Source organism: Deinococcus sp. JMULE3, from assembly GCF_013337115.1.
Classification (GTDB): Bacteria; Deinococcota; Deinococci; order Deinococcales; family Deinococcaceae; genus Deinococcus.
The window spans coordinates 69,806-85,600 of record NZ_SGWE01000002.1 but is presented as its reverse complement, the minus strand read 5'-3'; the positions used below and the strand labels follow the sequence as shown (position 1 = coordinate 85,600).

The 15,795-nt window shown below is 60.7% G+C and carries 15 protein-coding genes; 3 read left to right on the top strand and 12 right to left on the bottom strand.

The window, feature by feature from the left end:
* Positions 1-101: 101 nt before the first annotated feature.
* Positions 102-314, bottom strand: coding sequence for a KTSC domain-containing protein (locus tag EXW95_RS21235; RefSeq protein WP_078305598.1), 213 nt, complete (start codon positions 312-314; stop codon positions 102-104).
* 257 nt (positions 315-571) lie between these two features.
* On the opposite strand from EXW95_RS21235, the gene EXW95_RS01760 reads away from it, so the two are divergent.
* The gene (locus EXW95_RS01760; protein ID WP_144012330.1) at positions 572-2,482 is read left to right on the top strand and encodes a hypothetical protein; all 1,911 of its coding nucleotides are present in this window, start codon (positions 572-574) and stop codon (positions 2,480-2,482) included.
* Positions 2,483-3,042: 560 nt separating this feature from the next.
* On the opposite strand, the gene EXW95_RS01755 is transcribed toward EXW95_RS01760, so the two are convergent.
* The 10 genes from EXW95_RS01755 to EXW95_RS01710 form a co-directional block, all read right to left on the bottom strand.
* Entirely contained in the window at positions 3,043-4,173 is a 1,131-nt protein-coding gene (locus EXW95_RS01755) for an acetyl-CoA carboxylase biotin carboxylase subunit family protein (RefSeq protein WP_174366049.1), read from the bottom strand.
* The gene (locus EXW95_RS01750) at positions 4,170-5,360 is read right to left on the bottom strand and encodes a hypothetical protein (RefSeq protein ID WP_144012329.1); all 1,191 of its coding nucleotides are present in this window, start codon (positions 5,358-5,360) and stop codon (positions 4,170-4,172) included. The genes EXW95_RS01755 and EXW95_RS01750 overlap by 4 nt, the downstream gene beginning before the upstream one ends.
* 7 nt (positions 5,361-5,367) lie before the next feature.
* A complete protein-coding gene (locus EXW95_RS01745; protein ID WP_078305592.1) occupies positions 5,368-6,609 on the bottom strand; it encodes an ATP-grasp domain-containing protein in 1,242 nt (413 codons plus the stop codon).
* 54 nt (positions 6,610-6,663) lie between these two features.
* A complete protein-coding gene (locus EXW95_RS01740; RefSeq protein ID WP_168174663.1) occupies positions 6,664-7,851 on the bottom strand; it encodes an MFS transporter in 1,188 nt (395 codons plus the stop codon).
* A gap of 63 nt (positions 7,852-7,914) precedes the next feature.
* A complete protein-coding gene (locus EXW95_RS01735; RefSeq protein WP_078305590.1) occupies positions 7,915-9,264 on the bottom strand; it encodes a SidA/IucD/PvdA family monooxygenase in 1,350 nt (449 codons plus the stop codon).
* Entirely contained in the window at positions 9,242-9,919 is a 678-nt protein-coding gene (locus EXW95_RS01730) for a hypothetical protein (protein WP_078305589.1), read from the bottom strand. The genes EXW95_RS01735 and EXW95_RS01730 overlap by 23 nt, the downstream gene beginning before the upstream one ends.
* Positions 9,916-10,560 carry an MOSC domain-containing protein gene (locus EXW95_RS01725; protein WP_078305588.1) on the bottom strand — a complete coding sequence of 215 codons (645 nt, stop codon included), beginning with the start codon at positions 10,558-10,560 and terminating at the stop codon, positions 9,916-9,918. The genes EXW95_RS01730 and EXW95_RS01725 overlap by 4 nt, the downstream gene beginning before the upstream one ends.
* Positions 10,557-11,210 carry a hypothetical protein gene (locus EXW95_RS01720; protein ID WP_144012374.1) on the bottom strand — a complete coding sequence of 218 codons (654 nt, stop codon included), beginning with the start codon at positions 11,208-11,210 and terminating at the stop codon, positions 10,557-10,559. Before EXW95_RS01720 ends, EXW95_RS01725 begins: the two co-directional genes overlap by 4 nt.
* Positions 11,211-11,736: 526 nt before the next feature.
* Positions 11,737-12,648, bottom strand: coding sequence for an IS3 family transposase (locus tag EXW95_RS01715; protein ID WP_078305761.1), 912 nt, complete (start codon positions 12,646-12,648; stop codon positions 11,737-11,739).
* Entirely contained in the window at positions 12,645-12,914 is a 270-nt protein-coding gene (locus tag EXW95_RS01710; RefSeq protein ID WP_078305587.1) for a transposase, read from the bottom strand. Before EXW95_RS01710 ends, EXW95_RS01715 begins: the two co-directional genes overlap by 4 nt.
* A 310-nt stretch (positions 12,915-13,224) precedes the next feature.
* On the opposite strand from EXW95_RS01710, the gene EXW95_RS21115 reads away from it, so the two are divergent.
* On the top strand, positions 13,225-13,857 hold the full coding sequence (locus EXW95_RS21115; RefSeq protein ID WP_078305759.1) for a J domain-containing protein: 633 nt from the start codon (positions 13,225-13,227) through the stop codon (positions 13,855-13,857).
* A 112-nt stretch (positions 13,858-13,969) separates the two neighbouring features.
* Here EXW95_RS21115 and EXW95_RS01700 read toward each other — a convergent pair whose 3' ends face one another.
* Complete coding sequence (locus EXW95_RS01700) at positions 13,970-14,452, bottom strand: hypothetical protein (protein ID WP_078305758.1); 483 nt, start codon at positions 14,450-14,452, stop codon at positions 13,970-13,972.
* A gap of 342 nt (positions 14,453-14,794) precedes the next feature.
* Between EXW95_RS01700 and EXW95_RS01695 the strand changes: the two genes are divergently transcribed.
* Positions 14,795-15,757: a transposase gene (locus EXW95_RS01695; protein WP_078305783.1), complete on the top strand. Its 963-nt coding sequence runs from the start codon at positions 14,795-14,797 to the stop codon at positions 15,755-15,757.
* Positions 15,758-15,795 lie beyond the last annotated feature (38 nt).

The following is a 15,795-nucleotide window of genomic DNA, read 5'->3' as shown; positions in this document are numbered from 1 at the left end:
TTCTCAGTCGCCCCAGTGCCCATGGACAGCATGGTAACGGCAGAAGTGCCCGGCTTCCGGCCGGGCACTCGAAAGCGCGCTAATCACAGACATATTGCCATCTAGCGCAGTTTGCGTGTGGGGTATTTGTTCCGAATGTTGGCGGAGAAGTACGTACCGTGCGACGACGCGCTCATCAAGTCTTGATGAACTGCAGCAGGGACGCCCGCATAGCTATACAGACTGCCATTCTGGAAAGCGACTTCCAAAGTCTGCGTAAGAGCGTCATAGCCAACAGAAGCGAGATTGCTTGATGAAACGGGGACGTGGTGCATCGAGATCCTCCTGAAAGTGAATAACCTGTCTGTTCAATTTCAATGACCGAAGGGCAACGCTCTAACCTCGGCACGTGCCCCGTACTGACACGTCACTCCAAGCCGTAGTCGTTGCTACCCAGCCCATTGGGCGTGCTGCCAGTCGCGGGCGGGGTGGGGGGCGGTATCGTGGGTTCCGCCTGAGCCACGCCCCATGACGCGACCACCAGGCCGAACAGCAGCCTCAACACAGACATGAATTTCATCCCGCCGAAGCTATGAAGGCATCGGTCGAACATCGGAAAAGGCGTCCAGTGCAGCGTTCAAGACTCTTCGAGCAGGGCCAGTACGAGCAACTCGTCACCGATCTGCAGGGTCAGGCACACCTGACGACCAGTGAACGGCGTCTGCTGGGTGTCAGTGCACTGCGGTTGGGGCGGTTCCAGCAGGCCGAACCTGAGCTGCTGCGCGCCCATCTGACCGGTGACCGGGAAGCCACCGTGGAATACGGCAATCTCCTGCGCGCCACGGGCCGGTGGGGGGAAGCCCAGGCACACTTCGCTGAATACGCCAATCAAATGGACGGTGAGCTCCAGTGGCGGCTGGAACGCTGGTGGGGTGTGACCGAGTTTCAGCAGGGCGCGACTGAGTCAGGTCTCCGGCGCGTGGAGCGGGCGATGCACGGCTACCTGGCCCTCGGGGACGAAGCTGGGGCGGTCCGAGTAACGGTGTCGCTGGCCCGGATGCTCGTCACAAGCGGGCAGGTGGCGCGCGCCACCCGGCTCTACCGCGCGGTGCTGCTCAACCTGCCGGCGGCTCCCAACCCCTTGCCGCGGCTGACCGCCTTGCAGGGCTGGCTCGATCTGCTCGTGGCTGTGGGGGAGGCCCACGACATCGGGGACGCGCTGGAAGAAGCCAGGGCTTTGCTGGACACCACGTCCTCCCAGCGCGCCAAAGGGCACCTGATGACCAGCATGGCCATGCTGCACGCCCGGCGGGGCGAGTGGCGGCAGTACGGCCAGGTGCTCACGACCCTGCAGGGGATGACCGACGCTCTGGAGGATGTGGAGATCGCCCGGTGGCTGGCGCCCAGACTCGCGGAATACCACGGGCGGCAGGGGCGCTTCGCGCAGGGGTATGCAGCGCTGTACCTGTGGGTGACCCCGCCTGGTCAGTCACTGCCACCCGCCGTGCTGCTGGCCCGGGGCATTCTGGCTTGGCGGGAAGGCCAGCCGCTGCAGGCCGCGCGGGACCTGACCCAGGCGACGGAAGGGTCCACGGCGCAAGGCCAGCCGGTCTGGGCCGCGCGGGCGAAACTCCATCACGCGCACGCCCTGTACCTCAGCCGCTCCGCTGACTTTCCAGCCCAATTGCAGGCGGCCGCCGAAGATTTCGCCCGATTGCAGATGCTGCCGGCGTTCACGGCGGACCTGGAGGATGTGGCCGAGAGCCTGCACGCCGGCGCACTCGATCCAGCGCTCCGCTCGGCGCTCTCTGGTCTGCTCGGGAACGCCGCTGGCCTGCGGGGCGTGCCAGTGCAGGGCCTGGACGGGCCCCTGACGCGCCTGGACATCTCCACCCTGGGGACCGAGCAGGTCACCGTGGAAGGCGAGGCTGTGCCACTGAGCCCAGGGGCCGTAGCCCTTCTGGCGTGCCTGGTGCTGCGGCCAGGCCAGACCCGGCAGGACTTTCAGCTGGTGTTATACCCGGACAAATTCCCCAATGCTGCGGCCAGTGCCATCAAGACCCATCTGGCGGAAGCGCGGCGGCACATCGGGGAGGACGTAATTATCACTGACGGGCCGTACCACGCGCGGCGCTACCAGATCGGTGCGGGCTATGCCGTGCGCCTGGACCTCCTGGAATGGCGCGCGGCCCTGATCGCGCAGAATCTGTCTCGGGCACTGAGCCTCTATCAGGGCCCCTTTCTGCCTGGCCTGGACGGCAGCGAATGGGCTGAAGGGCTCAGGTTCGAAACTCGTGCGGGGCTGGCTTTGCTGGCGCAACAGGTGGCGCAGGCGTGGCTGGAGGCGGGAGAGCCCCTGCGGGCGATCGCCACGTGCGAACAGTGCCTGTTGGTCGAACCAAACGTGGTAGAGCTGCATGAGGTGCGTCTCCAGGCAGCCCGGCGCCTGGGTGATCCCCGCCGCATCCGGCAGTACGAGGCCGAATGGCAGGCGCTGCTGTAAGCTGAGGGTGAAGCGGTGGTACAGCCAGAGAGGATCCCCATTACAGCGAGGGCAAACCAGTCGCTGAGAAGCTCCTGCTCCTTCAGCTCCATGTTACCCCAACAACTTGCCACCACCCGTATGACGGTGACAGGTCCGAGGATCTCGAGACCAAGCTGCATGGCGTACAGAAACACAGCCTTCAAGGCTATTCTCGGACTCACATCCGTCCAGCGGATATCGCCGGTTGCTCCCTCGCACTGCTGCGCCACACCACGGACATCGTGCAGCCAGGCGACGCGGGCGCGCAGGTCATCCTCAGCCTGCGGCGTCGGGGTGTGTGTCATCAGCCGGTCAGCCGCCTGGCCAAGCACGGCGAACGGGTCCACGCCGTCATGCAAGTCAGTCACCATGGTCAGGTCCGTCCTGTGTCATCTGGGCAGGCGGGACATTCACGCCGTTGCGCTGGTCACAGCGTCACTACACGTTCAAGACCTCTGGCCCGCTGAAGGGCCTCAGTGACACTGCGCCACGGCAGAGGTGCGTCACGATCTCCTGGAACTCGGACCTGTCCTCTGCAGTCACAAAAAATGTGCCATGTAATCCGTGCAGTGCCGGGGGCCCCCCAGGCGGGAACCGACCGCAATGCGCAGGGATTCACGCTTGATATTCGGGTGCCCCGAGAAGGATTGGATGTTCGTCACTTCAAACCCTGGCCGCGCCAGCAGGCCGACGTAACCTGCTGTTCCAGCGCGAAGGGGCAGCCGAGGATAAGTCATGGTGTCAGGCGCCACACAACTGACCCGAACATGCTCGCTGAACAAATTGATGCCGTACAGATGCTGAACAGGCCATTCAATCCCGCCGCCGCCAGGACGTGCGGCAATTTCACAGAACACCAGTTCATCGCGTGGCGTATGAAACAGTTCCAAGTGACAGACGCCCGTTTCGAACTCGAAGGCCTGAACGATCTCCTGGGCGATCTGCCGCACCCGCTCCTGGAGACCCGCATCAGTGACAATAAAGCTGCCTCCAAAGTAATCGTCCTGGTACCGACCTGGTGGGGTGACGTATTGACTGACAGAACAGAACTGGATCTGCCCCGCCAAAGCAATAAAGTCGCAATGCAACATATGACCGTCAATAAATTCTTCGACCTGCCACGCACCATCAGAGAAATGCCCTTTATCCAGGGCGAGGACCTGTGCTGGGGTATCGAGGATCTGCAGCCCCATGCTCCCAACACCCGCTGTGGGCTTCAGGACGATGCGGCCAAACTGGGCTTGAAAGTCCACGATGTCCTGCAAGGCATGCACCCGGGTGTAGGCCGGCGTGCGAACAGCTGTGAGCGTCAGCCGTTCTTTCATGCGCACCTTATCCCGCATTCTTTCGATAACGTCCGGCGAGGCCCCAGGCAATCCAAACTGGGCACGCAGCAGCGCAGCCCATAAAACCACCTTCTCCGTGGTGCCAACCACACTGGTGATCCCGTAGGTCGTGATGAGGTAGGCGGACAATGCGCGAATGACGTCTTCATCGAAATAGTCGAAGGCCGCAATCGAAGCAAACTGATGGGCGTGACGCGCTGCCCCCTCGCGATCTGTGGTGATGAGATGGACCGCGAACTCTGCGGGCGGAAGGCACAACAAACCGTTGTCCATCAGCAGGTCAATTGAGCGGTTATGGAGCAACAGGACAGAAGGGGGTGTCATGCGTGAGGCCGCCAGGGCTGAACGGGCTGACCTGCCTGGCGCATTCGAAGAAAACTCAATTTGGACAGGTGTGTCAATTCGGCCGTAACGCCACCATCATGCAAGAGTTGAAGGAGATGATTGGAGAGGTGAGCGAGATCAGCCTCCACTTGGGGTGCCTGCGACTCATACCCGTAATGAATGCGGGACCGAATGTATTCGATCTCCACCTGTTTGAGACAATCATCGCCAGCATAGACTTCGTCAAAGCCAACAGAAAAAATATGCCCGCTGGTAAGGAATTCGACATTGAAATCGAACTTCCAGCGATCAAACCGGCCACGATATTCGAAACTCGAATCGGGAAACCTCGTGTCCAAATACGTGCCCAGGTGTGTATCGCGGCTGAGCAATTCGACGAAGCGTTCACTCCGATGCAGACCATCTTCCAGAAAACCTTTTTCCTTCACCATGAGCTGCCCATCTGGCAGGAGGGTAAAGGCCACGTACCCAGTCCCCTGACCTTCGGAAAAGCGTTCAAAAAGATCGACCTGGCGCAAATACGTCTGCCATTCGGACAGAAATTCCAGGTGTAATGCTGGATGGCCGAAGTCAGGCGCCAGACCGAAAAATGTGCGGGCAAGTTGAAAGGCAGAATGGGGAGACTGAACCTGGATTTTTTGCTCCAACTCGACGCCTTTGTGATACACCAGATGGCGACCGTTATGGCTGACGATACTGTGCTTGACAGGTGAGGAGAAGGCGCACATGCGCTCGAGCAACTCGCGTTGAGAAAAGCCCTCTGAAATCCAGGTGTCCGCCAGGACAAACAGAAGCTCGTCCTTGTTTTGCATAGACAGGAGAAACAAGCGGTATTCGCCGGTCGAGGCCGCTGGAACATCAATCAAGCCGACGAGACTGAGGTCGCTCTCGTTCTCCGTGAAAGAGTCATTGCGCCGGGACCAGCCCAGGTCCTCATATGACAGTGCGGCCTGCACCACGTTATTGTCCTGATCGACTCCGAAAAATCCGTCAAGCGCATGGCCTGAGCGCGGGGCATACCGGGCCGTATGAGTCTTTGGCCAGGTTCGCGTTGAGCGGCTCAGGACGAGTGATTCGGTGGGCTTCCTCCCCCGTTGGAACAGCGACTGAATGGGCGCCACGATGCCATAGGTACCGGCGGGGATGTTTAAAGTCTTTGCAGTCATGGTTACCTCAGGTTGAACGTGATGTGGGCACAGGGTGGGGGTGTGCCGAGTGATCGACTGCCATAGAAAACTGAATGCTTCGAGCCCCCAGTTGAGCGTGGTGAAACGCCTCCTCTGGGGTCGGGCCACTGGCGACCACCAGACCACTGCGATCTTTTGAACTTCTGACCTGAGTGAGGACGTCACCTGGATGTACGAACGCCCGCCGTTCCAGAATCGGCAGCTCTGGGGGGAGAGGCACCAATGAAATGCTGAGCACCCGGCCTGGAGGTGGCGTCAGGAAGATGACGCACGCGGCACCAAGACACTGGAGCTCAGGCGGAGGATCAACAGTCCGCCCAGCCGCCAGACGCAGCCCCATCCGGATAAGGTCAACACCCGTGGCCTGGGTGACCAGCGCCGTGATCTTGTCACCACCAACGCGGTCGTGCGATTCGATGATGGTGACGCGGCCTTCATGCCACATCACTTCAGTGTGACTTGGCCCAGTCACCAGGCCTATAGCGGTCAGAAACTCACGGACCGCAGCGGCAATGCCCTGCAGCGCGTCCGGCGACATGCGCCGCGGCGGAATGCAGTGGCCCACTTCGACAAAGTGCTCGTTCACCACCTTTTCGGTCACGGCAACAATGTGGTGTTTGCCGTTGATCGTGAGGGCCTCTACACTGAATTCCAAGCCCTGGAGAAAAGGTTCTGCCAGAAAGCGGATGCCTTGGCCCAGCGCATTGATGAGCGGCGCAGGAACGTCGTCGCCCGGATCCAGCGCGTAGATGTGGACACTCCCAGTGCCCGTGACAGGTTTAACGATCACCCGGCCCTGAAGGGCAGCGCGGTGAGCCTGCAAAGCAGACAGATGCGTCACCTCATGGGCAGCGACCGACAGATGGTGGCACCCCCTGTCATGGAGATGTGCCCGCATCAGCGCCTTATCTTTAAGACGTTGTACTGCCTCCAGAGGTGTGCCCGGAAGCCCACACCTCTCCCGCAGAGCAGCGGCCAAGAGCACACCTGACTCCATAAACGAGAGAACCGCACCGATAGGGTATTGGTTGAGCACGGCCGCTAGACCATCCAGATTCTCCAGCGCATCGTCAACCGTTAAACAAACCTGGGCTTGAGTCAGGCCATACGACGTCCACTGGTTTTGCTTCCGCAGAAGAATGACATTGAGCTCTTCACTCAAAGCAGTCTTCAAAATGTTGTCGCTGGCATGCACGAGCACCACCCAGCTGATCTCTGATTTGCTCATTTCCCTCTCCTGAACCGATGAGGTCGTGCACCGGCGCCTCCGCACCTGCACTTATTAGGATGTTTTGGTCCACATGTTCTGTCGCTCGCCCGAGGCGCCGAACTGCCAGACAATCACCGCCAGAATGCACATCAGCGCGACGAACTGCGTTTGAGACACACCAAGAGTGTAGGTCCCCAGGGCTGCCAAAAGAATGCCTGAAATGGGCACAGCACCCGATATAAACATGCGAATAATCGAGTTGACTCGTCCTTGAAGTTCGCTTGGAATGGTGCTCTGCCGATACGCGATCGTGATGACATTACTCGCTGAGGTTGCAAAACTAATCACCACAAAGCCGAGCACAAACATGAGCGGGTGTGGAACGGTCAGGCATAGAGCGCCAACGCCAGCCAATGCCAGCCAGACCGTAATCCGCTGTGTTGTTCCGAGGCGAGGAAAGATCTTTCGGGTCAGCCCACTGCCAGCCAGCCCAGCGCACGCCCCTACACTCAGCGCCAGGCTGGCCTGGGCCACTGGGATCTGCATGCTGTGGGTCAGTGTGGTGAGCAGCAGGACCTCCAGCGCGCCAATGCCCAGATTGGACAGGGACATGGCGGTGGTCAGGCGACGGATTTCTGGACTGCCTTTGAAGTAGCGAAAGCCTTCCTTCAGATCTTGCGCGAGACTGGTCCGTCTCACTTCGCTTTTTTGGGTGGCAGGCAGGATGAACGCAATGCCCAGCGCGGCCACCAGAAAGCTGACGGCATCAGCATAAATAGCGGCGGGCGCACCGATCGAGAGGACAATCGAGATCGCAACGAGCGGCCCCACGACTTTGACAGCATCCGTCAGCGCGACAAATCGCCCTATGGCCGCTTCAATCTGCTCTTGCGGCGTCCAGAGTGGGATCAGCTTGTAGAAGTTGAGCAGGCTTGAGCATACCCCCCCCACCCCTGAGATCATCAGCAGGAGTAAGACGATGCTTGGTTGGCCCTTCAGAAGCGGAATGGCCCCAATGGCGACGGCCTGTATGAGCTGAGCAGCAACGTAGACGGTTCTTAAAGGATACCGATCAACGACAGCGCCAATAAAGGGGGAAATGACGTAGGGGAGACCACGTGCCGCTGCCGCGAGAATGGCATAAGCCGGTTGCCCCGTCTCCGCTAGGACCAGGAGAGGCATGGCGACATACAACAGCTGATCGCCCAGCCGCGAGACAGCCGACAGGAGAAGTAAGGGGCGCAGCGGTTTGGGGATCAAAAGAACTCCTTCATTCCAGAGCGTCGTGGCGAAGCTGGCAATGCCAGCTTCGCCACCCTGGGTTCACGATGGCACAAGCACTTGTCCGGTCGGGTGGGCTTCCTCAGATGGGCGCCTCTGCACCCCAGGGCCCGGAGACAACCGGTGGGCATTTAGGTGAAGCAGCAAGGACACGTGGGCGCCTGCCCGCAGTGCCAGGCTCGTGATGGTCTCTTCTGCCAGACCGGATGAAGGCCCATTCTGACCGGCAATCAAAATGTGGCAGGCGGCAGCTGGGTGAGGGGTCAGCTGCTGCCCGGGGGTGGCGACGCAGGATTCGACTGGAGCTGTTAGGTCCCTGATGTTGTCGGAGTGATACCCCGTCGCAAAGACGATAAAATCGACGTTGAGCACGCGTCGACCACCAATCTGCCTGTCCTGCAGCGTCACAGTCAGCAGGCACGACTCCTCATCGATGGCCAGAATTTCGCAGTGGGAATGTCGGTGCAAGCGTTGGCGACCAAGGATGCGATCGTCATAGTCACGTCGGGCCAACTCATTGAGCAGCCGGACGTCAGCGACACCGTAGTTTGAGTTTGACAGCTCGGCCCGGACCTGCCCTCGCCACGCCTGATCTGCCTGGTGGAAACGTTGCTCACTTTCCCACGTGTAAAAGCCGTTGACATACGGATTGGCATCAACCGCGCGGAACAGCTGGCCCCGAGAGATGGCGTGCAACTCGAGATCTGGACAGGCGTCTTGCAATGTCAGGAGTGCTTCAACTGCACTTTGGCCACTGCCGACCACCGCCACCCGGGGCGCCGGGTGTTTGCGGATGTGCGCAAGTGCCGTGCTGAAGTGCGAGGTGTGCCACACCTGCTCCCCGCCAGCGACTTGCAAGTGTTCAGGAACAAAGGGCGTTTTTCCTGCCGCGAGGTAAATATTCCGCGTGTACTCGATGGAGCGGCGGCCCTGGGGGTCTTGATAGGTGACCTGGAGGACTTCTCCGTGCTCAGGCAGGCACACCTTGTCAAGATTGGTGACTTCGGCAGAGTAACGCACGTTGGGGGCGAGCTTGTTCAACACCCAACTGAGATACTGTGCATATTCGAATCTCGATGGCGTGTAATCGTTCAGATTGGCTGCCTGCTGAAGACGGCCCTGGTCATGTAAAAAGCTAATATACGTAAACGCACTTTGGGGATTACGCAGTGTCACCAGATCCTTCAGGTAAGACATCTGAATCATGCTGTAGGCCGTTCTCATGCCCGCATGCCACGAAAAGGAAGCGCCCCGCTCCAAATGCAGCATCTTCCAACCAGCCAATTCAGACTGCTCAGCGCACGCGATCAGGAAGGAGAGCTGGGCGGGACCAAGGCCGATCCCGATCAGGTCATAAATGACAATCTCTTTAGGCGAAGGATGCGGCGTCATGTGCCTCCATCAGTCCGTTCATCGGACGAATTCCTATAAGCGCAAAGTGCTTGAAGACTGCAGCAGCCACCGCATCTGCATCTTTGTCATCTACGGCCACATCGCAGCGATCAATGTCGCGGATCAGATTGTTGATTTCGTACTTGAGACGATCCTGAAAGTGAATGAAACTCTGCGTGCAGGCCCCATCAAACGACTCGTGGCCGGAGAACCGCTGTCCTCGCCGGAGCAGGGAAATTTCTGGGCTGACGTGCAAATACACAATGGCGTCGGGCAATGGCAAGAGATGGCGGAGACTGCCCATGATATCAACACGCTCATTGAAGAGGATCTCTTTGGCGAATGATTTAAAGTAGTACGAGTCAACGATGACATCCTGTCCAGCATCAAGTTTAGGCCGGATAACATGTTCATAGAGCGCCACATAGAATTTGATGAAGTCCAACGCTCGTGTGACTGGTTGAAGTTGTCGGCGGATTTCTGACGAGTCACTGTGCAGGGCCCAGCCATACACCTGGGCGAGGGCGGGGTCTGCCTGCATGGCGCGCCAGTCCACCGTGCAGTAACCGCTTGATTTCAGAGTACGTAACAACGTACTTTTCCCGGCCCCATCGCCACCCAAGACAACAATAAATTTTCCACCGTTTGGCGTCATATCTGGCCTCTCGCCTGCGTCGCCAGGCGCTCTGCACGGGCACGGCGCTCAGCGCTTTTAAACGTCACTTTGCCGGCATCGGTCGGGTCAATGTGCCGGAGCATTCGGGGCAGCGCACGGCACATGCCCATTGGCAATCCAAGCGCTTCCATGAGCTGTGTACTGGCAATCGGACCGTCCAGTCGTCGCAAGTACCACGCGACCCGGTCCACCGCCCGGTATGGGATCTCCTCATACACATCTGACCGGACGTGACCCGGGCTTCCCAGGGTCAGCGGACCCGGTGCCATGATCTGCATGAGGTAGCCACGCCGGTGCATCAACGTGCGCGTGGAGACGGAGGTCCCCACCTGTTTGCAGGGTTCGCAGTGAACCGTCAGGCGCAAGCGCACCGCGCCGAAGACCAGTTCACTGCCAGAGGCGAGGGCGTGAAGATCAATATCCTGGAGGACCAGATCTTCTTTCAAAACCCCAGGCTCCAATCCCAGTTGATGGAGGGTATGGAGGTCTGTGGCCAGCACCTGCCGCACAGGGGACGTCGGAAAATGGCCCTGGATGCCCGCCAAGGTCAGGATGAGCTGTTCTGTGCGCCGCCCAGGGTGCCCATGTGCCGCCCGGTGGTAGAGAGCGTGAATTTTCATTCGTGGCGACGCGGCAGAACAAAAGTCGTTTTTGCTGCACTGAAGATATTTGGTTTGTGACCAAGGAGTCGCGCTGTATGTGTATGCGAAAGATCCCAGTACTGTTGAAACTGCTCCCGACTCAGGCCCCGCATGTTCATATCGGCGAGATGTATAACATTCTCTGGCGCTTTTTTCATGACCGCGCTGTACTTCGGGCGGGGTTTAATCCGCAGGGTCAAGGCGGTATAGGGCGCGCGTCGGGTGACCGGCATGTCGGCATGCGTCGCAAATCCAGTGACCCATGAGGTCAACGGGCCGATGCGGGCCCGAATGCCAAGGCAGAGGAGGTTGTCGTGACTCACCTCGTCTTCGACGAAGAGGAATTCACTCGCTCGTATCATGCCAATCAGCACACGTAAGTCTCTCACTGAAGTCACTGTTGGAAACACCAGGGTTAACGTCGAGACATTTTTTGCGCTCAGTGCCTCTGCAATACTCCGATCAATTTCCAAAATACTCGGTTTCCACACAATGGTTTGCCGCCAGCGAAAAAAGTCTGGCCGACGGGCCGCAACAGCGGCGAAAATACACCCGGCCTTGCCACGGGCAAAAAACTGCCACATTTCCTTCTCAACAAGCTCCTGTGTGGGCAAACTCGATGTCAGCATTTAACTCCTTTCCATAGTTAACGTTGTGCTGTCGGCAGACGACAAGCACGCGGCGGCATACGGGGCCCAAGCCGTGTCGAGTCGACACGACGAAATGAGATCGTGATGTTGGATGAGCGACCCTGAACCGGGGCGCGCACAACCATAGAGCAGCCCTCGTGCTTTGTCATGCACATGTGAGCAGCACATCGGGTGCTGGGGGCCAGGCCCCCAGTGGCCATAGGCATGAGGCCCTGTGCGCAGAAGCAGCCTATGGCGGTGGGCATGGGCGGAGTCGGCGCACAGATCGTGCAAGGCGTTCGTGTGGCTGCCGCCGCACACACTCCTGGCTGGCCGGATACGCGGTGGTGAAGCAGGCCCCTCAATTGTCATCCGCAGGTCAGCAGCATGGACACGTGCCCTGTCTGACTCAGCCTGGTGTCTTCTGCCTTGAGCCTGTGCTCCTCTCCAGGTGGAGCTCGGGGCGCCTCCGTTTCTGCACATGGGCTGGCCCCAAATTTTGGACAGTTTCGAGTAGAGACTCGGCTCAAGAGCAGGGTACATCATCAGCGGTTCCTGCCTGACCAGGGGAAGGTCGGACGTTCGCCTGTGCGGTGTTCTGTCCGCACAGGGGGGCGTTCGGCCGCCCCCTGGACTGTTCGGCATGCTCGTGAGGGGTTCGGTAGCCCAGCGACGAATGTGGCCGCCTCTCGTTGTAAAACGCCTGGTAGCCATCCAGCACCACCTGGGCGTGCCGCGCCGAGTACAGCACCTCCAGATTCAGGCATTCCTCCCGCAGCCGAGAGTGAAAACTCTCGGCGTAGCCGTTTTGCCAGGGCTTCCCCGGCTCAATGAACCGGGTGCCGACCGCATTCACAGCCAACCAGATGCCCAGGTCACGAGCCATAAACTCTGGCCCGTTGTCACTCCGGATGAATCTGGGTGCACCACGCGCCGCGATGACGTCCTGAAGCACGTCCTTCACATCCAGGGATGTGAAGGACGCCGCCACCCGCAGCGCCAGGGATTCACGGGTGAACTCGTCGGTCAGCGTCAGGATCTTCAGCGTTGTCCCCCCGAACGTCTGGTCGAACAGGAAGTCATACGTCCACACGTGATCCGGGAACTCAGCCTGCATGGGAACACTCGCCCCAGTGCGGATCTTCTTCCGGCGCCTGGTCGTGACCGTCAGGTGCTCCTCGCGCCAGATGCGCCGGACCTTCTTCCGGTTGATGCGATGTCCCTCCTGGACGAGCAGCGCGTGAATGAACCGGTACCCGCGTCGAGGATGCACAAGGGCCAGTTCGCGAATGCGCTGCCGGAGATCCCCATCGTGACGCGGCTTCGGACGGTAGTACCAGGTGGATCTGGGAATGCCCACCAGGAGGCAAGCCCGTTCGGGCTTGACCTGGGCGGCAACGAGTTGCCTCGCTGCCGCCCGTCTCTCGGCGGGCGTCACCGCTTTTTCTGGATCACGTCCTTCATCGCATCGATTTCCAGGCGTTGCTGCCCGACTATTTTCAGCAGGCGGGCGTTCTCTTTCTCGAGTTGGCGAAGCCGCTTGGCTTCGCCAACAGTGGTGTCGCCGTACTTCTTCTTCCAGGCGTAAAAGGACGCCGGACTGCAGCCGAAGTCACGGCACAGGTCCTCGACTGGCTTCTCACCCTTTTTGGCGTCCTGGAGCAGCTTGATGATCTGATCTTCGCTGAACTGCCGGTTTTTCATAGGGGCCTCGCTTCCCAGCCTACGGCTGGCGGGGGCGAGCCTGACTCTCTACTTCATCCCGTCCAGTTTTCGGGGGGCAGACCACACACATCTGTAGAACCGCGCGGCGCTCAGCCAGTACAGTGCAGCCATCCCCCATGACCCTGGCCACTCCCGCTGCTGCCTCCCAGGGCGTCCTCCTCCGCGCCGTGGCCGCCGCCACAAACCCCGGCGCGCCGAAGGCGAGTACGAGACCAGCCTCAGCCGCGGGGTCACCACCCTGATCGCCGATCAGGTCACCCTGGCCCAGCAGCTCCAGGCCTGGGACGCCATGCGTCAGAACCTGACGGGCAGCGCGGCCCCACAGGCGGACCCCGCCGCCCACGGCCGCGCGGTCGAAGCGCAGGCGCTCCGGGACCTGCAGGCGGCACTCCCAACCGGCTGGACCCTGGAAACCAGCATCATCCTGGCGCGTGGCGGCGACGCGGACGCCCTGCTCATCACCGGCAATGGTGAACGGTTTGCCCTGGACGTGAAGGCCCGCACCGACGAGATGGACCTCAGTGCCCCGAAGGGGGACCGGGCCAAGAGCTGGGCGGAGATTTACGAGCAGGTCACCCTGGCTGCCCGGCAACTTCAGGCCCAGGGCGTGGTGTGGCAACCCCGCACGAAAGACACCGCCTTCACACCCGTGGGTGACCTCTGGGCCGCGCGGGGGGACGCCAGGGCGCTGGTGGGCGCCCTGCAGGAGCGCACCACACCTCAGGCCGCTGCGTCCACCCCACACGAGGTGCTGGAGGTGTCCCCAACCGCGACATTGGAGGACATCAAAGCGGCCTACCGCCGACTGGCCAAGCAGTATCACCCCGACCGGGTCGCCAGCCTGGGGCCAGAGTTCCGGCTGCTGGCCGAACAGCGGATGAAGCAGATCAATGCCGCGTATGAAGCCCTGACGGGGCGCTGAAGACTGCCTTGCACGTCAAGGACCACAGCAGTTCGCGTCGGCGACCTAACTTACCCAACTGGCTTCTGACACACGGCCTGACGGGCACCACAGGCGGACCGCCTGAAAGACTTTACGCCGGAGGGTCAGTCCCCAGCGACCTCGGCACCGACTTGCCCTGCCAGCGCTTTGGGCACGTCAGTGTGTAAAAGCTCATCGTGGCGCCCAAGGCCAGGAGGGACAGCGCGCCGTAGCCCAGAGGAATTACCATGCCCCTATACCCCAACGCCAGCACATCGTGTGGCGCCCTTCGGATTTCCTCACGCCAGCTCAAGCGGTAGACCACCGTGGTCGGCGCCAACGCCAGGGTGATCAGCCCGAGGATGACCAGCACCAGCCAGCGCACAAATTGAACGTTGTTCTGTTCACTGCCCACAGGTTGTCTCCTGGCTGGGCTGGAGTGAGTCTGCGAGTACCGGGCCCCGTTACGGGGGGACTTGGTCTTCATGCGCACTGCCACCAAGCGCCTGGCCGCCACGATATCCACGGTCGGCGCGTTCTGCAAATCTCCGTTGTTCGTCTCGCGCTGCAGCACGAGACGGCTGACGTGCAGCACAGAATGTCACGCGGCTCCCGCCATTCAAATACGACCATATCCATAAAAATTTCCAGTGTTGGTTAAGAGGTTAGCCGAGAACATGTCGGGCAGGCCCTGTGCACTTGGTTAAATCGGCTCGTCCTCTGTACCGGACATCTTCAGGTTGAGGCTGTGCTGGACGCAAAATTCCTGAACGTATGATCGGTCGCGAATCGGCACAACAAACGGCGGTGTTTTGGGTGTGTGACCATCCCAGAACCCGCCGATCTCCAGCGTACTGAACTCACCCGCCATTTCAAAGCCTGCGTGCCCTTCCTGCGCCACGACACGCTGCAGCGTGTCGTGGACGTGATCTTCGCGATGGTGACCGCGAGGAGCGTGAACCAGAGTGACCTGTGCGCCCACCTGCCTGGGGCAAGCTCCCTCGACGCGAAGAAACGCCGGGTGGAACGAGGGTGCCGGGATCCCCAGCTGACTGGACCGGTGTTCCTGGCCTTCCTGCTGGCCCTGCTGCCCCCTGGGAAACTGCTGCTCAGCATGGACCGGACGACCTGGGAGCGTGGCGAGTCGCCCCTGAACCTCCTGGTCCTCGGCGTCGTGTTGCACGGGTACACGGTGCCGCTCGTCTGGACCGCTCTCGATCACGACGGCAACAGCGGCACGGTCCGGCGCATCCAATTGGTCTCACGACTCCTGAAGGCCCTTCCAGCGGGCCGCTGGAAGGGCCTGGTCGCTGACCGGGAATTCATCGGCGGGGAGTGGTTCCGGTTCCTGAGACGCAAGGGCATCAAACGGGCCATCCGCATCCGGAAGAACGCTGTCGTGGACGAGCTGCGCGTGGACACGTGGTTTGGAGATCTGCAGGTCGGGGAGGTGCGGTGCCTCGCCGAGCGGGCCAACGTCTACGGTGAGGTGATGCAGGTCGTGGCCACCAGGTCCCCCGCGGGGGACCTGGTGGCCATTGCCACGGATTTCAGCGTGTGGGACACCTGCATGCTGTACCGGGCTCGCTGGTCGGTGGAGTGCACGTTCGCGAGCCTCAAGGTCCGCGGGTTCGATGTGGAGCGGACCGGCATCACCCACCCGGACCGGCTGGAACGTCTGTTCGGGCTGGTCGTCCTGGCCTGGATCAGCTGCCTCCGGGTCGGCGTGTGGCTCCAGGCGCAGGTTCCGGTCAAGGTGAAGGCTAATGGCCGCCCGGCCATGAGCCTCGTGCGGTACGGCGCGGAGCGGCTGTGCCATGCCCTGCGGTGGAATCTCCCCGAGTTACCCGCACTGATCAGGCTGCTGAGCACGCCATTTCACGCGCCAGGCGCGGCTTGAAGGCAAGATGTCCGGTACAGAGCGGCTCGTCCATGAGC